Source organism: Serratia sp. NCCP-200, assembly GCF_059697885.1.
Genome location: NZ_BAAKUJ010000001.1, coordinates 513,148 through 535,020 on the forward strand (window position 1 = coordinate 513,148; position 21,873 = coordinate 535,020).

Genomic DNA, 21,873 nt, shown 5'->3' on the forward strand with positions numbered 1-21,873 from the left:
GGACCCGAGATAAGGTCAGGGCAGAAGCCGCTGTGGTAGGACTCCCCGAAGATATTATTGAAAAAGTTTACAGTACGATGATTAACGCATTTATTGATTATGAGCTGGAACAGCACCGAAGTCTGGTACAAAAGTAGTATCGGTCAAACCCTTGCCGAATAGGCTGGGAGCAACAAGGGCGTGCGGGTAACTAGGGATGTAAATCCTGAGGTCTTTTGCTACAGATCTTTTTCATCGCCCGGTTTTTATAACAGTTGATGGTTTTTAGCCTGAGCTTGAGCTTTTTGGCGATCTCATAAGGCTGTGCACCGCTGTAGATTTCATTGATGACGATCAGCTCTCGGCCGGTCAGATACTGCCGGCTCGTGGCTTCCTCTACCTCGGCATCAAACTCATCCTGCGCCGTTTGGGGAGGGAAAATCGCTAGCAAGATATCCTCCACACAGGCATTTTTATCCAGAGTGATAAAGTGGTTGTACATATCCGGGTTGGTCAGGCACAGGCTGTTTTCGTACATCAAGATGATCCTGGCCTCCAGCTTGCCCTGCTCCAGGGCGGCATAGAGCGCAGAACAGGCGCCGTAATAATGAATAAAGCCGCAGCTGCAATCCAAAATCAGAAAGTCACAGGCGCTATTTTTCAGCTCCGATAGCGTATGAGCCTCAAACGTCTCCTTCTCGAAGGGTAATTCATGCAACGCTATTTTATTGTGGGGCAAGGTTTCACCGTGCCTGAGCAACGCGTGCAAACCAGCGGAGAAATAGCGGTCATTACTCACCGTGAAGATATGAATATCAGGCATTGTTGATCATCCTAATCAGTAATAATCCTAGCTTGTGCGTGGGTTGGCGCATGAGCCGCAATCTTGTCGATGGCGTGCACGATTTTTTGCCGACTTTCTGAAAATCAGGATGAGTTTCTTACTGCACATCCAGCAACTACCCGCCCCCTCAACGTAGGGGGGAACGTTCCCTGTCAGCTCGATGGAAATATCACAATGTGGGCAATAGGCGACATACTCGCAGTAAGCCATGAGATTTACTCATTCCATTGATTTATATTGAAAATTTATATTACATAGGATAGCAGAGTTGTTTTTAATGATCAATAAAATAGATCGATATGATAAAAACAATTGATTTTATCGATAAGTTACCAATTATTTCAATAAAATCAAAAGATAAGAGTTGTCTCTTAACTTACCGATAAATTGCTGAGAATGACCCATATATATTCATTGTGTGTATGTATTTCAATTTAATTATCTTAAATATGAATTATTGATATTTCTCGTCTGTGGTCGGTTTGGCAGTATGCATATTGAGAGGGGTAGGCAAGGGGAACAGGGTAATTTTATGCAAGAGGAGAGCGGGAGTTGCCACAGCTTATTGGCTGCCAAATGCTCCCGGCATGATGGCCGGGAGCACATGAGATTATTTCAGGAAATCTTCACGCTGTGGAGTGAAGGTATCCAGTAAGGTTCCGGCCTCCAGGCAGACGCAGCCATGCACCACGTCGGGCTTTTTGTACAAGGTATCTCCGGCAGCCACTTCTTTGGTGACGCCATCGATGGTGAAGCTGAAGCGGCCGGAAAGTACGTAGGTCAGTTGCTCGTGCGGGTGGCTGTGCAACGGGCCGACAGCACCTTGGCTAAAGTTGACCTCTACCGCCATCATGGTGCCACCATGGGCGAGAATGCGGCGTGTAACGCCGCTTCCTAAATCTTCTAACGCACAATCCTGTTTGTAGATAAACATGGTTGTTCCTCAATAAAATAGTGCCATCAAGCAAAGAGATCTTCCGGCAAGCGGGCTAGATACAGCGCAGGTTCACCCTCAAAATCTGAGGTGAAGAGCACTTGCCGGTTGTCCGGAGTAAAGGATGGGTGCGGATGCGTTACCTGACGGTCGCCATTCAGTACGCGCCATGAACTGTTATGCGCGGCCAGGCGTGCCTGGCGTTTTTGTTTCGCATCGAACACGTAAAGCCACGGGTCGTTCTCAATGGTGTAGCCTTGAGAATCCTTGATATCGACCGGCGTAGCCGAACCGTCACCCACTAACAGACTGCCGTCGTAGTTGCTCATCAGGTGCGAACAGGCTGGCATGGTCATCACGATCTCATCCTGCCCGGTCTGTGGATCGTAACGGCAGATGTTGCGCTCTTGCTGGCCTTTCAAATAAGAGACGTACATCAGGGCTGAACCGTCCGGCACCCAGAATTCGTGCGTACAGCTCTCGCCTGGGGCATGAGTTTTTACCTTACGCATATTGCTGCCGTCTTCGTTGATCAGCCACATGCGGGCATCTACCAGATCGTGTGGCCCTTCGTGGCAGAACGCGACGCAGTCGCTATGGTATGGGCGATAGATTGGGTGGCCCAACCAGAGGCGATCCTCATAGATCACACGTGATTCACCGCTGGCCAAATCGACACGCAGCAGGCGGCAATGCGGGTTTTTGGTGAAGAAGCTGTGGAAAATTTTCCAGTCGGTCAGAGGTTGCCAATCTTCACGATCGATTTCGATGCCCACCAGGCTGGTGCATTCACTGTTGGCAACCCAGGTGCCGTAGCCAACCCACTCTTCAGGCACGCGATACACGGTTTGTTCAGTGCAGTTGCTCAGCTCTACCCGGCGCAGCTCACGCTCATTCTTCACGTAATACAGGAAACGATCGTCCGGGGATAAAAAACCGCCGAAGGTGTTATCGCCTGGGCCTTCGGTCAGTTGCACCGCTTGCTGCAGTTGCAGATCCAGCAGGTAGTAGTTGCGGTTACCGTCAAATTCGCCAGCAAACAACAGCTTACTGCCGTCGTTGGTGAAACATTTCTGGTAGAAGTAGTTGCGGTGGCACAGCACTTCAGGCGGTGTCAGGCGGGTGAGCTGTGCGCCGGTACCGGCATCGGTTGCGCGATGGAAATTGAATTGGTGGATTGAACCTTTAGCCACGATGGCCTCCCTTAACCTTATCGATAAACCGCCGCTGTTCAGGCGATCTCTTAACTAAATAAAACATCGTTTCATAAATTTAGAAAAATGATATCAAAGTGACGGATTAGGCCAACCTGAACGGGTGATTTATGAGAGCTGCATCGCATAAATCGTTGCGCTTTACCCGATTGATGGCAGATCGCGGTTTTGCTCATAGCCAACCAGCATGACGCCGTTGCATGCTCGCCATTATAGAAAGATAACGTACGGGCAATCCCTGATGCTGGGACTGCGGCCGGATGCTGCCCGCGTTTTAAAACTGGTTAAATGAGATCTCCTTATTTTTTATGTGACTTTCATCACAACATTATAACTCGCCTAAAAGTATAAAACGTTATTCCTGTAAAAATGAAATTGCAGTTCATTATTTTTGTTTGCGAGAAGAAACGATGACAACGAATGGTATTAACGCTCTGGGTAAGGGAAGAACGGTCAGGCTAGGGCATCAGCTGGCTTATGGCGGGGGGAACCTGCTGGGCAGCGGGGCGCTGGCGATCAGCGGTGCCTGGCTGCTCTATTTTTACACCACGTTCTGTGGGCTGACGCTGTTGGAGGCGTCATTCATCTTCTCGGTTGCGAGCGTCATTGATGCTATCAGTAACCCGGTGATGGGCTATCTGACCGATAACTTTGGCAATACCTGGCTCGGTAAGCGCTTTGGTCGGCGCCGTTTCTTCTTGCTGATTGGTGCGCCACTGATGGTCTTTTACCCGCTGCTGTGGGTTGAGGGCTTTGGTTTTTGGTACTACCTCGCCACCTACGTCATTTTCGAACTGATTTATACCTCGGTGATGGTGCCTTACGAGACGCTGGCGACTGAAATGACCGATGATTTCGCCATGCGCTCCAAGCTGACCGGCTATAAAGCGATTTTTGGCAAGATGGCCAACTTCCTGGCGGCGTTTATCCCAGGCCAGTTTATTCTGCTCTACGGCAAAGAATCGGCTCAGCCTTTTCTGTATACCGGCATCACCTACGGCGTGATCCTGTTTACTGCCATCACCGTGCTGTATCTGTTCTCCTGGGAGCGCAAGGATGAAGCAATAGCGGAGGTTAAGCATAAGAAATCACTGCTCAAAACGTTGGCTTCATTGGCGCGGGATATGCAATCAACCTTCTACCTGCGGGTATTTCGCAAGCATCTGGGCATGTATCTGTTCGGCTTCGGTGCGGAATGGCTGTTTGCCTCGGTATTTACCTATTTCGTGATTTTCGTGCTGCAATACGATCCTGCTATTCTGGCCGGATTGAACAGCCTGAATGCCATCTTACAGTTGATATCGACCGCCATCTTTATTGGCCTGTGCGTGAAAAAGGGCTTCAGTAAACCTTATTCCTGGGCGCTCGGTATCGTGATGTTTGCGGTCTGTTGCTACTCCCTGCTGCACTTCTTTAACCTGCCTGCGCATATTGCCACAGCTGCCATTATCGGTATCACCGTGATCTTTGGCCTGGGCACCGGCGGGGTGTATTACATTCCCTGGACGGTGTATACCTTCCTGGCGGACGTGGACGAAGTCTTTACCGGCCGCCGTCGCGAAGGGATCTATGCTGGGGCGATGACCTTCTCCGGCAAGATTATGCGTTCGATTATCGTCTTCACCATGGGGGCGATCCTCAGTTACTACGGCTTCCAGTCCAAGTCTCACACTCAGCCGGAAACCGCTATTACCGCCATCTCCTGGGTGTTCTTTGCCGGCGTGATTTTGTTAGCGCTGATGGCGATTGTTTTCAGCAGCCAGATGACGCTTAACCGCCAAACTCACCAGGTGGTGCTATACGAAGTGGCCCGCATCAAGGCTGGCGGCAAGATCGGCGATATTAAACCTGACGTTCGCCTGGTCATCGAGAAACTGGTGGGGCTGCCCTACGAACAGTGTTGGGGCAACAGCAAGATCTGCCAGAAGATGAATATCACCCCTGAAGTCTCTACCCCTGTGTATAAACCGGCCTAACGGGCCTGATCTCCCCAAAACCCAGTGACAGGATCTTCTCGCCAACATGGCGGGAGGATCCCTACCTATTAAAAACAAGGAAAGGGAAATGAAGATCGTACCTCTATCGTTATTAATTGCTCTGACCAGCGTGTGTCATAACGGTGTCGCCGCACCGCTGCCTGCCGCTAATGAACTGGTTTGGCAGGCCATCGCTTTCGGCCAGTCAACGGATGCCAACTTTGCCACCAACGTGCTGCCGGAAAAAGTGGGCACCAATCAGGTGACGATGGCCAATGGCAAGCCGATGCAGGCCGGGCCGCTGAAAATGCCGTTCCACGTCGAAAGCCGGGGGGGCAAAATCGGCAATAGCCATGATGGCCTGACCTTTTACTACACGCGCGTTCCCGCCAATGCCAATGTGGTTCTGGAAGCGGAGGTGACGGTCGATCAGTTTGGCCCGGAAAATATGGCTCTGCCCGCCGGGCAAGAGGGGGCGGGATTGCTGATCCGCGATATCCTCGGCAAACCACGGTTGGAGAAGGTCCAGCAGGGTTATGAGGAGTTTCCGGCGGCATCCAACATGGTGATGAATGCCATCATGACGCAGGATAAAAAAGATCATCAGCGGGTCAAAATGACGCTGATTTCCCGCAACGGCGTGCTCAATTCCTGGGGCAATGCGGGTGTCGAGATCAAACGTGAGGGGTATCAACCTGAGGTCGATCTGCAGAAAACGCCAACCTTCCGGCTGCGTCTGGCTCGCACGGATCAGGGGTTTACCGCGGCCTATGCTCCGCTGGGCAGCGACAACTGGGTCAGTAAAACGACCAACGATCCGCACCGCGTCACCAAGCTTGATCCTGAAGGTTACTACGTGGGCTTCTTTGCTTCACGTAACGCACGCATTACCGTCAACCAGGCCAGCCTGACGCTCAGCGAAAGCCAGCTCCCGGCGGCACAAGAGTTTACGGTTAAAGCGATGCCGTTGCAGATCGAGATCGGTTCTGCGCCAATATCCGCCACGGATGATTACGTCTTCCAACTACGCAGCAATGAGAATGGCACTCTGTCGCTAAGCCAGGACGGCGTGGTCATTGCCGCAGAGCGTAAGGTACAGGCCGGAGAGATGCTGGCGGTGAAGGTTGCGCTGAAGAAGGCGGAAACCGCGCTGGATTACCGTTTCACCACGGCAAAAGGCAACGCACAGAGTGACAAGCTGATGGTGCGCAAAGCGCACTATGCCGACGCTGCTAATCTGTATGCTGCGCCACAGGGCAAAGCCGAAAATGATGGCAGCCAGCAGCATCCGCTGGATTTTGCCACCGCCGTGCAATCCTTAACGCCGGGTGGCACGCTTTGGCTGGCGGCGGGGGATTATCCCTTGGCCGTCATACCAGCCGTAGCCAGTGGCACCGCCACGCATGCCAAAAAGCTCCGGCCGCTTGGGGATGGCGTGGTGCTGCACGGGATGGAACTGGAAGCCAGCTATTGGGATATTCAGGGCATCACGGTAACGGAAAAAAGCCTACATATCGCGGGCAGCCATAACCACCTTGACCGGGTGGTGGCACATCATGCGGATGATACCGGGATTGTCATTTCCTCCCCGGCCAACGCCGACCGGCCACTGTGGGCCAGCCACAACCTGATCACCCATTCTGAATCATACGCCAACAAGGACCCTGGTCTGATCAATGCGGATGGCTTTGCCGTCAAAATGCGTGTGGGTGAGGGAAACCGGTTAGTCGCCTGCTTCTCACATGACAACGTGGATGATGGTTTTGATCTGTTTAACAAGATCGAGGATGGCCCGAACGGCAAGGTGATCATTGAGAACAGCGTCGCGCTGCGCAATGTCAATAATGGTTTCAAACTGGGGGGCGAAGGGTTGCCAGTGGCCCATCAGGTGACTAACAGCATCGCCATTGAAAACGGCATGGATGGGTTTACCGACAACTTTAACCCTGGCGCCCTGCAAGTCACCAGCAATATGGCGATTGATAACCAGCGGTTTAACTACATTTTCCGCCCGGGCCCCTATACCACGCAGGATAAGCAGGGCGTATTCAGTGGCAACGTCTCGCTGCGTAGCAAGCCGGGAGAATATGCCGATGCGGTGGTAGGGAACATCGCCGACAACAATGCCTTCATACCTGCTATGTAGGGGCACCGCATGCTGCGCCCGGCCTGTATGCTGCGCCCGAACTGTACTGCGCCCGGTAAGCCGCATGCGATACCGATGTAGCTAACCCCAGCGGTTATGCCGTTTTTGCCCCGGTGAAAACGGCATGCATCACATAATCAAAAATTACTTTCACATAAAATAAAACAATGTTTCAATTTTATTGATTGCGTCAGGGATAAGCGCTAGAATTGCGCCATCATGATGACAGGGGTGAGCAATATCGTTCCCCCTGTATGGCAGCAAGCTGCGGACACTGGCGGGATTGCAACGCTATCCCCACTTTTGACAAGGGCCGCTGATGCCCTGAGTACTAAGGACAAGAGCATGATTCTCGATAATTTTTCATTGCAGGGTAAAGTGGCGATTGTGACCGGTTGTGACACCGGGCTGGGACAGGGGATGGCCATAGGGCTGGCTCAGGCAGGTTGTGATATCGTTGGCGTTAACGTGGTTGAGCCGGACGAAACCATTGCCAAAGTCACCGCACTGGGGCGTCGTTTCCTGAGCCTGAAAGCCGACCTGAGCAAGCTGGAAGTGCTGCCTGAGCTGCTGGAGCGCGCGGTGGCCGAGTTCGGTCATATTGATATTCTGGTCAATAACGCGGGTATCATTCGCCGCCAGGATGCGCTGCAGTTTAGCGAAAAAGATTGGGATGATGTGATGAACCTGAACATCAAGACGGTGTTCTTCATGTCTCAGGCGGTGGCCCGCCAGTTTATTGCTCAAGGCACCGGCGGCAAGATCATCAATATCGCCTCCATGTTGTCTTACCAAGGGGGCATCCGTGTGCCGTCTTACACCGCGTCCAAGAGCGCCGTCATGGGTGTTACCCGTCTGTTGGCCAACGAATGGGCCAGCCACGGTATCAACGTGAACGCGTTGGCTCCTGGCTATATGGCGACGAACAATACTCGCCAACTGCGCGACGATCAGGCCCGCAGCGAGGAAATCCTCGAGCGTATCCCGGCTGGCCGTTGGGGCCTGCCAGAAGATCTGATGGGGCCGGTGGTATTCCTGGCTTCACCGGCTTCGGATTACATCAATGGCTACACCGTAGCGGTAGATGGCGGCTGGTTGGCTCGCTAACTAGACAAAGAATAACCGATTGATTTTATTTGCGGAGAGCAAAAGATGAATATTGCACTGATGATGGAAAACAGCCAGGCGGGTAAAAATGCGCTGGTTCTCGAACAATTGCAGGCGGTTGCGGCTGGCAATCATGATGCGGTGTTCAACGTGGGTATGAGCGATGAGCAGGATCACCATCTGACCTATATCCATTTAGGGATTATGGCCAGCATTCTGCTGAACGCCGAAGCGGTCGACTTTGTGGTCACCGGCTGCGGTACCGGGCAGGGCGCCTTGATGTCACTGAACATCCATCCTGGTGTAGTGTGCGGTTACTGTATCGATCCTGCGGATGCTTTCCTGTTCGCTCAGATCAACAACGGTAATGCGCTGTCCCTGCCGTTTGCCAAAGGCTTTGGCTGGGGTGCTGAGTTGAACGTGCGCTATATCTTTGAGAAGGCTTTTACCGGGCGTAAAGGTGAAGGTTATCCGGTGGAGCGTAAGGAACCTCAGGTTCGTAACGCCGGTATCCTCAATCAGGTTAAGCAGGCGGTGATCAAAGACAACTACCTTGATACGCTGCGTGCCATCGATCCAGAGCTGGTGAAGACCGCCGTTAGCGGTCCTCGCTTCCAGGAATGTCTGTTCTCCAACGGCAAAAAGCCGGAGATTGTGGCGTTTGTCAAAGAACTGCTGGCCCGCGCCTGATGTTCTTCAGGTGGCCGAATATCGGCCACCTGTTTTCCCCACCGCTTGTTGTCTAACCCAGCTACGTTAAAATGGTTTCATATTCCGCACCGAAGGAAAGATTATGAAGCTGATGTTCGCCTCGGACCTGCATGGTTCGCTCTCCGCCACCGACAAAATCCTCGAATTGTTTGCTCAAAGTCAGGCCGATTGGTTGATACTGTTGGGCGATTTGCTCAATCACGGTCCACGCAATGCCTTACCGGATAACTATCAGCCCGCGCAGGTGGCCGAACGATTGAATCACGTTAGTGACAAGATCGTTGCCGTTCGCGGTAATTGCGACAGTGAAGTCGATCAGATGCTGCTCTCCTTCCCGATGATGGCCCCTTACCAACAGGTGCTGTTAGCCAAAAGACGATTGTTTTTAACCCACGGACACCTTTATCATCCCAACACATTACCGCCTTTAGCGGGTGGGGACGTGCTGGTGTATGGTCATACGCATTTGCCTCAGGCACAAAGGCAAGGTGAGATCTACTGCTTTAATCCGGGCTCGGTCAGCATCCCGAAAGGGGGTTTTCCGGCCAGCTATGGCATACTGGCAGACGACGTCTTGAGCGTGCTCGAGTTGCACAACGGCAAGGTTGTTGCAGAGGTGGCGTTAACGCACTAATTTTATAGACCCGATAGCTCGAAAATGGCAGCCAGGGTTGTTCCTTGGCAGAGCTGGGACACATACCAAAAATAATTGAAGCATAACCCGTGCGCGGCATGCATCGCGCCCAAAATAGAAGGTTTTACAGGATGGCGGAACAGGATCAGGCTGCAGATACCGAGTGGGTTGATATCGTCAACGAGCAAAACGAAGTGATTGCTCAGTCCAGTCGTCAACAGATGCGTGCCCAACGGCTGCGTCATCGTGCGACCTATATCGTGGTGCATGATGGTATGGGGAAAATTCTGGTGCAGCGGCGCACAGACACCAAAGATTTTTACCCGGGTTGGATGGATGCCACCGCCGGGGGAGTGGTACAAAGCGGGGAAAACGTGTTGGATTCTGCCCGCCGTGAGGCCGAAGAAGAGCTGGGTATCGCCGGGATCCCGTTTGCCGAACATGGCCTGTTCTACTTTGAAGAGGAACAGTGCCGTATTTGGGGGGCGTTATTTAGCTGCGTCGCCAATGGCCCGTTCGCTCTGCAGGAAGAAGAAGTGGCTGAAGTGAGCTGGTTGACGCCAGAGGAGATCACCGCCCGCTGCGACGAGTTCACCCCCGATTCACTGAAGGCATTATCGCTGTGGCTGACGCGTAATAACGGCCAGGACTACGGCAAGCCGCTGCCGCGCGAAAGCAGAGCCAGCTCTGGCGAGGAAGACGCCTGATTTAACGCACGGCCTTGCTGCCCATAGAGTAGCAAGGCCGTCTATTTTTCTCCTCAGTTAGCCCCTCCCCACTTGCCAACCGTCTGAAATCACAAATGTAACCATCAATGACGGCATTCATACTTACCCTCTCGGCCCAAATCTGCTGATTTTATCTACCTACAATTAGTTAACTCATCTCATCAAAATTTCTATCCTTGGTGCTACAAATGCAAAAAGAATAAATATTCTTATTTATTATTGGGTTACATGTAGCTCCTGTTTTGGTTTTGATAATCTTTGTTTTTTGATAAAAAAATCAAAACAACGTTTCTACTTTGGTCACACTTTTGCCATCCGCTGAATGACGTTGGAAAAATTTCAGATATAATAATTTGAAATAGTGTTTCAGTTTGTTGGTTGGTAGATGACAGGATCATCTGGGAGACCGAAAAATGGAATTATCCTACTGTAACAAGCAACCCAACGGCATAGTGACAATGCGAGCATTGGTCGCTGATGATTGGCTGAGATTGGCCAGCGATCGCCTGAAAAAGTTTTTTGATTTATCACTACGGGGGGGATGCTGAACCTGGACAGACTGCCGGGCTTGTCATTTCTATTGTTTAATCTTACTTAAATTTTACTTAACTAATTTTTATTTCTTTTTCTATTTAAATGGCTATGGGTAACAACCATGAATGAAAACAGAATGCTGGGGTTAGCCTATATATCACCTTATATAATAGGGTTGATTATATTTACGGCGTTCCCCTTTGTGTCATCATTCTTGCTGAGCTTTACGGAATATGACCTGATGAATCCCCCGGTGTTTAACGGGGTGGAAAACTATCGTTATATGCTGATGGAAGACCATCTTTTTTGGAAATCGATGGGCGTCACCTTTGCATATGTGTTTCTGACCATCCCGTTAAAATTGGCATTTGCGTTAGGTATCGCGTTTGTCCTTAATTTTAAACTGCGCGGCATCGGCTTTTTCCGTACGGCGTATTACGTTCCCTCCATTCTGGGCAGCAGCGTGGCTATTGCCGTGCTATGGCGTGCTCTGTTTGCCATCGACGGGCTGCTAAACAGCTTTATCGGTGTCTTTGGTATGGATCCGATCAACTGGTTGGGCGAGCCTTCGCTGGCATTGATGTCGGTCACGTTGCTGCGCGTATGGCAGTTCGGCTCTGCGATGGTGATCTTCCTGGCGGCGCTGCAAAACGTGCCACAGTCACAATATGAAGCAGCCATGATTGATGGTGCTTCCAAGTGGCAGATGTTTATGAAGGTCACGGTACCGCTGATCACGCCAGTGATTTTCTTCAACTTTATTATGCAGACCACGCAGGCGTTCCAGGAGTTTACGGCTCCGTATGTCATTACCGGGGGCGGGCCAACCCATTACACCTATCTGTTCTCACTGTATATCTACGATACCGCCTTTAAATATTTTGATATGGGTTACGGTGCCGCATTGGCGTGGATCCTGTTCCTGGTTGTGGCCCTGTTCGCCTCAATCGCCTTTAAATCATCGAAGTATTGGGTCTTCTACTCGGCAGACAAAGGTGGCAAAAATGGCTGACATGCAACAGAACCAATTACCCATGTCCAGTGCGCAGGAAATCGCTGAGCGTGAAGTTCAGCGCACATTGCGCCGGGAAAAAATCAGCGCCGCTATTCGTTACGTCGTGCTGCTGCTGGTGGGATTGTTGATGCTTTATCCGCTGGTGTGGATGTTCTCGGCCTCGTTTAAACCCAACCAGGAGATCTTCACTACCCTGGGCCTGTGGCCGGAACATGCGACCTCGGACGGTTTCGTCAACGGTTGGAAAACCGGCACGGAATATAACTTTGGTCACTACATGCTTAACACCTTTAAATTTGTGATCCCCAAGGTGTTATTAACCATTATCTCATCGACCATTGTGGCCTACGGCTTTGCCCGCTTTGAGATCCCGTGGAAGAAATTCTGGTTTGCCACGCTGATCACCACCATGTTGCTGCCGAGCACGGTGTTACTGATCCCGCAATACATCATGTTCCGTGAAATGGGCATGCTGGACAGCTATCTGCCGCTCTATTTGCCGCTGGCATTTGCGACTCAAGGGTTCTTCGTCTTTATGTTGATCCAGTTCCTACGTGGTGTGCCACGGGATATGGAAGAGGCGGCCCAGATTGATGGTTGCAACTCGTTCCAGGTGCTGTGGTATGTGGTGGTGCCAATCTTGAAACCGGCGATTATCTCCGTCGCGCTGTTCCAGTTTATGTGGTCGATGAATGACTTTATTGGCCCGTTGATCTACGTCTACAGCGTCGATAAATACCCGATTGCGCTGGCGTTGAAAATGTCTATCGACGTGACAGAAGGTGCGCCGTGGAACGAAATCCTGGCTATGGCAAGCATCTCTATTCTGCCGTCCATCATCGTGTTCTTCCTGGCCCAACGCTACTTTGTGCAGGGCGTTACCAGCAGCGGAATTAAAGGTTAATTGAGGATCTATCATGGCTGAAGTCATTTTTAACAATCTGCAGAAAGTGTACAGCAACGGTTATAAGGCGGTGCATGGCATCAATCTGACCATTGCCGATGGCGAGTTTATGGTGATTGTCGGCCCTTCCGGCTGTGCCAAATCGACCACGCTGCGGATGCTGGCAGGGCTGGAAACCATTAGCGGCGGCGAAGTGCGTATTGGCGATCGCGTGGTGAATAACCTGGCACCTAAATCCCGTGGTATTGCCATGGTGTTCCAGAACTATGCGCTGTATCCGCATATGACGGTAAAAGATAACCTGGCCTTTGGCTTGAAGCTGAGCAAGATGCCTAAAGAGCAGATTGAAGAGCAGGTTAACGAAGCCGCCAAGATCCTGGAACTGGAAGAGCTGTTGGATCGTTTGCCACGCCAACTCTCCGGTGGGCAGGCGCAGCGTGTGGCCGTGGGCCGCGCAATTGTGAAAAAGCCAGACGTGTTCCTGTTCGATGAACCGTTGTCTAACCTGGATGCCAAGCTGCGTGCGTCGATGCGTATCCGTATTTCCGATTTGCACAAGCAGCTGAAAAAGAGCGGCAAACCGGCGACCACCGTCTATGTTACCCACGATCAGACCGAAGCCATGACCATGGGCGACCGTATCTGCGTGATGAAGCTGGGCCATATCATGCAGGTGGATACGCCAGACAACCTGTATCACTTCCCGAAAAACATGTTTGTCGCCGGCTTTATCGGGGCGCCAGAAATGAACATCAAGCCGAGCAAACTGGTAGAGAAGGACGGCAAAATCGGCCTGACCGTCGGTAACTACACCTTGACCCTCAACCAGCATCAGCAGGATAAGGTCGCCAGCTTTGTCGGACAGGACGTGTTCTTTGGCGTGCGGCCCGAGTTTGTGTCGATTTCGGAATCGCCGTTTGAGGGTAACCACTCCGAAGGCGAACTGGTCCGCGTCGAGAATATGGGCCATGAGTTCTTTGTTTACCTGAAGGTAAATGATTTTGAGCTGACCTGCCGTATTCCTTCCGATGACGTCAAACCGATCCTGAAAAATGGGCTACATCGTCCGGTTTATTTCAAATTCGATATGGATAAATGCCATATCTTTGATGCGAAAACGGAAAAGAATATTTCTCTTTAACAGGAGTTGTAAATAATGAAAAAAATAGTCTTACGTACTCTGGTAGCCTCGTCCATGGCGATATTTGCCCATCAAGCCTTTGCCTCTGAACAGGTTGACTTGCGTATGTCCTGGTGGGGAGGCAATGGCCGCCATCAGGTTACGTTGAAAGCGATTGAGGAATTCCAGAAGCAGAACCCGAATATCAAGGTGAAATCGGAATATACCGGCTGGGACGGTCACCTTTCCCGCCTGACCACCCAGATTGCCGGGGGCACCGAGCCGGACGTGATGCAAACCAACTGGAACTGGCTGCCGATCTTTTCAAAAACCGGCACCGGATTCTATGACCTGAACAAGGTGAGTGAGTATCTGGATCTGACGCAGTTTGATCCCAAAGAGCTACAAACCACCACGATCGACGGCAAGCTGAACGGCATCCCGATTTCAGTGACCGCACGTGTTTTCTATTATAACGATGTCACCTGGAAAGACGCGGGTGTGCAATATCCCAATAATTGGGATGAATTGCTCGCCGCCGGTAAAACCTTCAACGAAAAACTGGGCGATAAATATTATCCGGTGGTGTTGGAGCACCAGGATACCTTCGCACTGTTACGTTCCTACATGATCCAAAAATATAACGTCGATATTATCGATGAAGCGCAGAAGAAGTTTGCCTATAGCGAAGCACAATGGGTCGATTTCTTCCAGATGTATAAAAACATGGTAGACAGCCACGTCATGCCATCATCGAAATACTACGCCTCGTTCGGCAAAAACAACATGTATGAGATGAAGCCATGGATTGCGGGGGAATGGGGTGGGACCTATATGTGGAACTCCACCATTAACAAATACTCCGACAACCTGAAAGCACCGGCCAAGCTGGTATTGGGCCCATACCCGATGCTGCCGGGTGCCAAGGATGCCGGATTGTTCTTCAAGCCGTCGCAAATGTTCTCGATTGGTAAAAGCAGCAAGCATCCAAAAGAAGCGGCAATGTTGATTAACTTCCTGTTAAACAGCAAGGAAGGCGTTGAGGCGCTGAAGCTGGAGCGGGGGGTTCCGTTAAGCAAAGTGGCTGTCAGCCAATTGACCGAAAGTGGCGTGATCCAGGATAGCGATCCGGCGGTTTCCGGGTTGAAACTGGCGCTGTCACTGCCGCATGCTATCAGTGCTTCGCCGTATTTTGACGATCCGCAGATCGTAGTGCTGTTCCAGGATGCCATTCAGAATATCGATTATGGTAAGAAAACGGTGCAGGAAGTGGCGGCAGATTTCCAGCGTCAGGGCGACCGTATTCTGAAACGCGCAATGAGATAAGGTCAATTTCCGTCATATTTAAATAGCTGTTGGTCATAGTGATACAGCTGGGAGCTATGCAGAACGCCGACACGCCGTGAACCCGTCCCTGGGGGCTCGTATCGCGCATCCATGCGCTCAACGGTCGGCTAACCTGCATAGCACCCATCTGTCAGAGGCTTAAGGTGGCGCGGTATTACGTACGGCTATTTATGTTGGGTAATCTTTATTCATCAAAAAAAGATAAAGTTTATTTTAAGTTATAGGTTCGCTATTTCCGTTTTTGAGTAATACGTATTTCAAATAACACTACAACCCCCTTAATTAGAGTGGGGATGTCTTTTCTATAATTAATGATAAGGGTAGTAATAATGAAATTTAAATTATTGACTCTGGTGTTAGCCTCTGTAGCAAACTTTAGTGCAATGGCCATGTCGCTTGATTTACGCCATGAATGGCAGGATACAGCCAAAGGTGACCATAAAAATAGAATGCTGGTATCGCATCGTTTCGATAACGGCCTGGGATTCTCTCTGGAAGCAAAATGGCGTCAGGACTCTTCAGACTCGACGCCTGATAAACCTTTCCACGAACAGGTCAGTAATGGTACAGAAGCCGTCGTCAGCTATCAGCATAAATTTGATGCGATCACCCTGCAGCCTGGATTCTCGCTAGAATCCAACAGTAATAGCAACGGCTATCGCCCTTATTTGCGTGCACAGTATAACTTTACCAAAGACATTTATGTGGCGGGCAGATATCGCTACGAATATAAGCGCACCACCTCAAAAGGCTCAGAGGGGGATGAGAAAACCAACCGTGGCGATTTTTGGTTAGGTTATAACTTCTACAAGGACTGGTCGGCTGAATATAACTACGTGTATAAGAGCAGCAACAAGGTTATTTTTGACGACGGCAAAACCGATTACGAACATAACGTCAAGCTGGCTTACAAGTGGGATAAAAACTGGAAGCCTTATGTTGAAGTCGGGAACGTGAAGCAAGATAGCAAAAACGATAACCGCCAGACGCGCTACCGTGTTGGGATAAACTATAGCTGGTAAGTGTTATTGAGATACCGGGAATACCGACTTATCGGCGGGTTCCCGGTATCGTCATCGTTAACAGCTGCTACGACGGCACAGGGTTGAAGGGATCGAACCTTTGGGCTGCCAGGGTTGATCGTTCAAACGTGCCAACAATGCCTTACCTGCCTGAATACCAATCTCCTTATGCGGCACGGTCATGGTCGTCAGCGGTGGCTGGCAGACCTGGCTGACCTCGCTGTTGCCAAACCCCACGATAGCCAGCTGCTCCGGCACCTTGATCCGTCGCCGCTGGCATTCATACAGCGCGCCACAGGCCAGTTCATCAGATGTACAGACCAAGGCATCCAACTCCGGCCAGGCCAGTAAAAACTCCGGCAATTGCTGGGCACCGAGGCTAAAGCTGGCGGGTTGCGCGGCATTAATCACCCGATGAGGGGACATGTGGTTTTGCAGTAGCGCTTTGTGCCAGCCTTGCAGATGCTGTTGGAAAATCCACTGTTCCTGATTAGCACACAGCAGGCCAACATTCTGATACCCGCTGGCAATCACGGTTTGAGTGAGCTGATACATGGCGGCAACGTAATCGATGCCGATATTGATGTCGATCGGGTCGGTGCGGATTGCCCCAATTTCCACCACCGGAATATTGGCGGCGGTTAATGCCTGACGGGTATTTTCGGAATGCTCAATGCTTAGCAGCACGGCAGCAGCCAGGTTGTAAGAGAGCAGGGTTTCCAGCAACGTTTCTTCACGCTCGATATGATGTTGGGACTCGGCCAACATGATCTGGTAACCCGCCGGTTGCAGTACCCGCTGTAACCCGGCAAACATATCCGCACAGCCGGACTCGGAAAAACTCGGCACCACCATGGCGATGGTATAAGAGGACGCCGAGGCCAACGAACTGGCCGCCAGGTTGGGGAGGTAACCCAACTCACTGACCGCCGACTCAATTTTTTCTCTCAGCTTATCTGAAACCTGTTCCGGCGTGCGTAGCGCCCGCGAGACGGTCATGGTGCCCACGCCTGCCAATTGGGCCACGTCGGCCAGGGTAACCCGGCCGGTACTGCGTCGTTTTCTACCGATCGACATTGCTGATCCTGACTGAAATGCGCGCATAACGCATAAATGAGCTCATGGGTTGAAACCCATTTCTGGGCTTCGTGGTTCCCGCTTCTGTACCCATTCTACCCCGTTCCTTTGGCGATCGATAAAAAAACTGAGCCGCCGGGTTTGATCCCCGATAGTTTTGATAGCGCTATCACAGAACTGAATGATTGATTTTTGGTAGCGCTATCTTTGTGCGTTTGGTCACGGTTTAACCCCTGTACGTTGATTAAAGTTTTACCGTCGCCGGGCTATTTCATGACGGCCACGCGCCATCAAACAATCCATAGCCAACAGATTTCGTCTCGTTACGGTTCGCAAATTCTGGCGGCTTAAGGGAAAAACCCAAAAGGAGGAGATGTGCTCAACGACTGGCTGAACGCCGACCACATTCAACTGTGCGATCAGGTTATTGACTGGCAGGAGGCGGTCACATTGTGTGCTCAGCCACTGCTGCAGCGCGGTGTGATCACCGCTGATTACCTGACAGCCATATTTCACCAACATCAGGCGCTGGGGCCCTATTACGTGTTGGCACCCGGTATCGCGATGCCCCATGCCAGGCCGGAGGAGGGCGCCAAAGCGCTTGGCCTTTCACTATTAAAGATCAATCAGGGTGTGTATTTTCAGTCCGAAGATAACGATCCGGTCTTCATTGTGGTGATGCTTTCCGCTCCAGATAGCAGTAGCCACATTGATATGATCTCGCAGCTGGCCGAGTTATTTTCTGATAGCGAAGCCATGGAGAAACTGTTCCTGGCGCAAACCAAACGGCAAATTGAGGATGTTATCGCCAATTATTAATCTCTAACCGGTTATACGGCTATACCCGCAGCTTTTGATAATACTCAGCATCCGATAGATATCGGGTGACGCTATCCTACACATAAAATTTGGCAGGTAAGAATAATGAAAATCATGGCTATTTGTGGCTCAGGATTGGGCAGCAGTTTTATGGTGGAAATGAACATCAAGAAAGTGCTGAAAAAAATGAATATTGAGGCGGAGGTTGAACATTCCGATCTTTCCTCGGCAACGCCGGGTGCGGCAGACATCTTCGTGATGGCGAAAGATATTGCCGCTAGCGCCAGCGTTTCAGCCGACCAGTTAGTGGTGATCAGCAATATCATTGATATTAATGAGCTTGAAGCCAAGCTGCGTGCTTACTTCACAGCCCACTCTATTATTTAATCTAACCCATTGGCGAGGTGGATATGTTTATCCAGGAAACGCTCAGATTTGTGGTTGATATATTAAAGGTCCCGGCGGTATTGGTCGGGGTGATTGCCTTGATTGGTCTGTTGGCACAAAAGAAATCTTTTTCTGATGTGGTCAAAGGGACGGTTAAAACCATTCTGGGCTTTATTGTGTTGGGCGGTGGAGCGACGGTATTAGTCGGCTCGCTGAACCCATTAGGCGGCATGTTTGAGCATGCGTTCAATATTCAGGGGATTATTCCCAATAACGAAGCCATTGTCTCTATCTCACTAGAGAAATACGGTGCCTCCACCGCGCTGATCATGGCGTTTGGCATGGTGGCCAACATCATCGTAGCCCGCTTTACCCGCTTGAAATACATCTTCCTGACCGGGCACCACACCTTCTACATGGCCTGTATGATCGGCATCATCCTTACCGTGGCCGGTTTTGAGGGCGTACAGCTGGTGTTCACCGGAGCGCTGACTCTGGGGTTGGTGATGGCGTTCTTCCCGGCGATCGCCCAGCGCTATATGCGCCGCATTACCGGCAACGACGACATTGCCTTTGGCCATTTCGGTACCCTGGGCTATGTCCTTTCCGGTTGGATCGGTTCCAAGGTGGGGAAAAACTCGCGTTCCACCGAGGAGATGAACTTACCTAAAAACCTCAGCTTCCTGCGTGACAGCTCGATTTCCATCTCGATGACCATGATCGTTATCTACCTGATCCTGGCTATCTGTGCGGGCCAGGATTACGTCGAAAGCCAATTGAGTGGCGGGCAGAATTACCTGGTGTACTCGATTATTCAGGCGATCACTTTTGCCGCCGGGGTATTCATCATTCTGCAAGGGGTGCGCCTGATCCTGGCCGAGATCGTCCCGGCCTTTACCGGCTTCTCGGAAAAACTGGTCCCTAATGCCCGCCCGGCGCTGGACTGTCCGGTGGTCTATCCCTACGCCCCCAATGCGGTGCTGATTGGTTTCCTGTTCAGCTTCCTGGGTGGCTTGGTGGGGCTGTTCTTGCTCGGCCAAATGAAGATGGTACTGATCCTGCCGGGCGTGGTGCCGCACTTCTTTACCGGGGCCACTGCCGGGGTGTTCGGCAATGCGACCGGCGGGCGGCGTGGTGCCATGCTGGGGGCGTTTGCCAACGGCCTGTTGATTACCTTCCTGCCGGTGCTGTTGTTACCGGTACTGGGCGCGCTGGGTTTTGCCAACACCACCTTCTCCGATACGGACTTCGGCGTGGTGGGGATCGTGTTGGGCAATATGGCACGCTTCCTGACCAAAGAAATGATCATGGTCGCGATCGTCGCCATCTTTGGCCTGCTGGTCGCGCATAACTTCCTGGGAAAACGCAAAGATGCCCCAGCCAGAAATAAGGAGGAAAGTTCATGAGCAACACCGTGACTGATTTGACGCAATTAGCCGGGGCGATCCGTCTGGAAACGCTGAAGGCACTCACTGGGCTGGGGTTTGGCCATTACGGCGGCTGTATGTCGGTGGTTGAAACGCTAGCGGTGTTATACGGCGAAGTGATGCGTATCGATCCGGGTGACCCGGATTGGCCTGAGCGCGATTATTTCGTGCTGTCGAAAGGCCATGCTGGTCCGGCTCTGTATAGCGTGCTGGCGCTTAAGGGCTATTTCCCGTTGGAACAGCTGCAAACGCTCAACCAGAATGGCACCCGGTTGCCGAGCCACCCAGATCGCTTGCTAACTCGCGGGGTGGATGCCACCACCGGATCGCTTGGGCAAGGGGTCTCTATCGCTGCCGGTATGGCGCTTTCACACCAACTGGCAAAGCGCAGCAACCGGGTATTCTGCATCCTGGGGGATGGTGAACTGAACGAAGGCCAATGCTGGGAAGCGTTCCAGTTTATCGCCCACCACAATCTGCATAATTTGACGCTGTTTATCGATTACAACAAACAGCAGTTGGACGGCACGCTGGATGAGGTGATCAAACCCTTCGATCTGGCCGGAAAATTCCACGCCTTTGGTTTTGAGGTGCAAACCGTTCGTGGGGATGACATTGCCGCGATCCATGATGCCGTATTGCCGGAACGCAGTGGCGAGCAGCGGCCGTTGGTGGTGATCCTCGATAGCCTCAAGGGGCAGGGCGTGGCGTATCTGGAGAACCTGAAAAACTCACACCATCTGCGCTTAACGCCAGATGTTCGTAGCGAAATCGAAAAGGCCATTGCCGAGCTGGAGGCCGCCTATGTTTAACCTGGAAATGCCGTTTGAAAAAGACGCCGTAGAAATGCGTAAGGTGTACGCCAGCGTGATCCGCCAACAGGCCGAAGCCGATACGCCAGTGATTGCACTGGAAGCCGATCTGATGAGTTCGATGGCGATGGATGGCGTACATAAGGATCACCCAGAGCGGGTCATCAACTGCGGCATCATGGAGGCTAATGTGATTGGCGTAGCCGCCGGTTTGTCGCTGACCGGACGAGTGCCATTTGTCCACACCTTCACCGCTTTTGCCAGCCGCCGCTGTTTCGATCAGCTGTTTATGTCGTTGGACTATCAGCGCAACAACGTCAAGGTGATCGCTTCCGATGCCGGGGTCAGCGCCTGCCATAACGGCGGCACGCATATGTCGTTTGAAGACATGGGGATCGTGCGCGGCCTGGCGCATTCGGTGGTGTTGGAGGTGACCGATGCCACCATGTTCCAGGATATTTTGCAGCAACTGGTGAAGTTGCAAGGCTTCTACTGGGTGCGAACCATCCGTAAGCAGGCGACACGCATTTATCCCGCAGGCTATCGTTTCACCATTGGCAAGGCTAATCTGCTGCGTGACGGCAGCGACATTACGCTGATCGCCAACGGCATTATGGTCGCCGAAGCGTTGCAGGCGGCGCAGGAACTGCAACAGCGTGGCATCAGCGCGGCGGTGATAGACATGTTTACGCTCAAACCTATCGATCGTGAAATCATCAAAACCTTTGCGGCGAAAACCGGCAGGATCGTCACCTGCGAGAACCACAGTATTCATAACGGGCTTGGTTCGGCAGTGGCGGAGGTGCTGGTGGAAGAATGTCCGGTGCCGATGCGGCGAGTGGGGGTGAAAGGCCGCTATGGGCAAGTGGGCACGCAGGAGTTCTTGCAGCAGGAATATGGCCTGACGGCGGCGCATATTGTGGCGGCTGCGGATGAGCTGTTGACCCCCCCTCACCCCAACCCTCTCCCAAAGGGAGAGGGAGCTGATAGGCGGTGCTCTGCTGGAAGTAAATAGGTCATCTCAACAAATTTACCTCAACACTTTCCCTTTACAGACCGGGGACAGGGTAGACAGGTGTTCAAGGACATGGTGAACACTTTTTAATATCCTTCACTCATGACGATCGGCCTATTTC

General features: G+C 51.7%; 19 protein-coding genes and 2 pseudogenes. 17 read left to right on the forward strand and 4 right to left on the reverse strand.

All coding sequences use genetic code 11. The features are described from left to right. Positions 1-8: 8 nt before the first annotated feature. Positions 9-137 (forward strand): annotated as a pseudogene (locus AC6HVW_RS02410) (chorismate mutase); the annotation flags it as partial. A gap of 53 nt (positions 138-190) precedes the next feature. On the opposite strand, the gene AC6HVW_RS02415 reads toward AC6HVW_RS02410, so the two are convergent. The 3 genes from AC6HVW_RS02415 to AC6HVW_RS02425 form a co-directional block, all read right to left on the reverse strand. Beyond that, on the reverse strand, positions 191-802 hold the full coding sequence (locus tag AC6HVW_RS02415) for a helix-turn-helix transcriptional regulator (RefSeq protein WP_186486774.1): 612 nt from the start codon (positions 800-802) through the stop codon (positions 191-193). Between the two features lie 631 nt (positions 803-1,433). Continuing rightward, positions 1,434-1,757 (reverse strand): cupin domain-containing protein, encoded by a 324-nt coding sequence (locus AC6HVW_RS02420; RefSeq protein ID WP_024530670.1) that lies wholly within the window; start codon positions 1,755-1,757, stop codon positions 1,434-1,436. Positions 1,758-1,783: 26 nt separating this feature from the next. Further along, positions 1,784-2,950, reverse strand: a complete 1,167-nt coding sequence (locus AC6HVW_RS02425; RefSeq protein WP_071684056.1) for an oligogalacturonate lyase family protein — start codon at positions 2,948-2,950, stop codon at positions 1,784-1,786. Between the two features lie 431 nt (positions 2,951-3,381). Here AC6HVW_RS02425 and AC6HVW_RS02430 point away from each other — a divergent pair, with 431 nt between their 5' ends. The 11 genes from AC6HVW_RS02430 (at position 3,382) to AC6HVW_RS02480 (ending at position 16,215) form a co-directional block, all read left to right on the forward strand. Further along, positions 3,382-4,947 (forward strand): MFS transporter, encoded by a 1,566-nt coding sequence (locus AC6HVW_RS02430; RefSeq protein ID WP_071684055.1) that lies wholly within the window; start codon positions 3,382-3,384, stop codon positions 4,945-4,947. 88 nt (positions 4,948-5,035) lie between these two features. Beyond that, positions 5,036-7,093 (forward strand): right-handed parallel beta-helix repeat-containing protein, encoded by a 2,058-nt coding sequence (locus tag AC6HVW_RS02435; protein ID WP_071684054.1) that lies wholly within the window; start codon positions 5,036-5,038, stop codon positions 7,091-7,093. 345 nt (positions 7,094-7,438) lie between these two features. Further along, positions 7,439-8,200 carry a 2-dehydro-3-deoxy-D-gluconate 5-dehydrogenase KduD gene (kduD, locus tag AC6HVW_RS02440; RefSeq protein ID WP_046808386.1) on the forward strand — a complete coding sequence of 254 codons (762 nt, stop codon included), beginning with the start codon at positions 7,439-7,441 and terminating at the stop codon, positions 8,198-8,200. A 45-nt stretch (positions 8,201-8,245) separates the two neighbouring features. After that, a complete protein-coding gene (locus AC6HVW_RS02445) occupies positions 8,246-8,890 on the forward strand; it encodes an RpiB/LacA/LacB family sugar-phosphate isomerase (RefSeq protein ID WP_021178550.1) in 645 nt (214 codons plus the stop codon). Between the two features lie 103 nt (positions 8,891-8,993). Further along, entirely contained in the window at positions 8,994-9,545 is a 552-nt protein-coding gene (yfcE, locus tag AC6HVW_RS02450) for a phosphodiesterase (RefSeq protein ID WP_071684053.1), read from the forward strand. A gap of 131 nt (positions 9,546-9,676) precedes the next feature. After that, positions 9,677-10,252, forward strand: coding sequence for an NUDIX hydrolase YfcD (gene yfcD / locus AC6HVW_RS02455; protein ID WP_021178548.1), 576 nt, complete (start codon positions 9,677-9,679; stop codon positions 10,250-10,252). A 676-nt stretch (positions 10,253-10,928) separates the two neighbouring features. Next, the gene (locus AC6HVW_RS02460; RefSeq protein ID WP_024485193.1) at positions 10,929-11,819 is read left to right on the forward strand and encodes a carbohydrate ABC transporter permease; all 891 of its coding nucleotides are present in this window, start codon (positions 10,929-10,931) and stop codon (positions 11,817-11,819) included. Continuing rightward, positions 11,812-12,726 (forward strand): carbohydrate ABC transporter permease, encoded by a 915-nt coding sequence (locus AC6HVW_RS02465; protein WP_059201296.1) that lies wholly within the window; start codon positions 11,812-11,814, stop codon positions 12,724-12,726. The genes AC6HVW_RS02460 and AC6HVW_RS02465 overlap by 8 nt, the downstream gene beginning before the upstream one ends. Before the next feature lie 13 nt (positions 12,727-12,739). Continuing rightward, complete coding sequence (locus tag AC6HVW_RS02470; protein WP_021178545.1) at positions 12,740-13,867, forward strand: ABC transporter ATP-binding protein; 1,128 nt, start codon at positions 12,740-12,742, stop codon at positions 13,865-13,867. A 15-nt stretch (positions 13,868-13,882) separates the two neighbouring features. Further along, positions 13,883-15,172, forward strand: a complete 1,290-nt coding sequence (locus tag AC6HVW_RS02475; RefSeq protein ID WP_071684052.1) for an ABC transporter substrate-binding protein — start codon at positions 13,883-13,885, stop codon at positions 15,170-15,172. 350 nt (positions 15,173-15,522) lie between these two features. Further along, positions 15,523-16,215 (forward strand): oligogalacturonate-specific porin KdgM family protein, encoded by a 693-nt coding sequence (locus tag AC6HVW_RS02480; protein WP_071684051.1) that lies wholly within the window; start codon positions 15,523-15,525, stop codon positions 16,213-16,215. A gap of 57 nt (positions 16,216-16,272) precedes the next feature. Here AC6HVW_RS02480 and AC6HVW_RS02485 read toward each other — a convergent pair whose 3' ends face one another. Further along, positions 16,273-17,292, reverse strand: coding sequence for a LacI family DNA-binding transcriptional regulator (locus AC6HVW_RS02485; protein ID WP_071684050.1), 1,020 nt, complete (start codon positions 17,290-17,292; stop codon positions 16,273-16,275). Positions 17,293-17,667: 375 nt separating this feature from the next. On the opposite strand from AC6HVW_RS02485, the gene AC6HVW_RS02490 reads away from it, so the two are divergent. From AC6HVW_RS02490 to AC6HVW_RS02510, 5 genes and pseudogenes are all read left to right on the forward strand, one after another. Then, positions 17,668-18,111 (forward strand): PTS sugar transporter subunit IIA, encoded by a 444-nt coding sequence (locus AC6HVW_RS02490; RefSeq protein ID WP_071684049.1) that lies wholly within the window; start codon positions 17,668-17,670, stop codon positions 18,109-18,111. Positions 18,112-18,216: 105 nt separating this feature from the next. Beyond that, positions 18,217-18,498 (forward strand): PTS sugar transporter subunit IIB, encoded by a 282-nt coding sequence (locus AC6HVW_RS02495; RefSeq protein ID WP_071684048.1) that lies wholly within the window; start codon positions 18,217-18,219, stop codon positions 18,496-18,498. A 23-nt stretch (positions 18,499-18,521) separates the two neighbouring features. Beyond that, the gene (locus AC6HVW_RS02500) at positions 18,522-19,904 is read left to right on the forward strand and encodes a PTS ascorbate transporter subunit IIC (RefSeq protein ID WP_021178539.1); all 1,383 of its coding nucleotides are present in this window, start codon (positions 18,522-18,524) and stop codon (positions 19,902-19,904) included. Further along, positions 19,901-20,737 (forward strand): transketolase, encoded by an 837-nt coding sequence (locus AC6HVW_RS02505; protein ID WP_186486773.1) that lies wholly within the window; start codon positions 19,901-19,903, stop codon positions 20,735-20,737. The genes AC6HVW_RS02500 and AC6HVW_RS02505 overlap by 4 nt, the downstream gene beginning before the upstream one ends. Continuing rightward, positions 20,730-21,680 (forward strand): annotated as a pseudogene (locus AC6HVW_RS02510) (transketolase family protein); the annotation flags it as partial. The gene AC6HVW_RS02505 and the pseudogene AC6HVW_RS02510, both read left to right, overlap by 8 nt. Between the last annotated feature and the right edge of the window lie 193 nt (positions 21,681-21,873).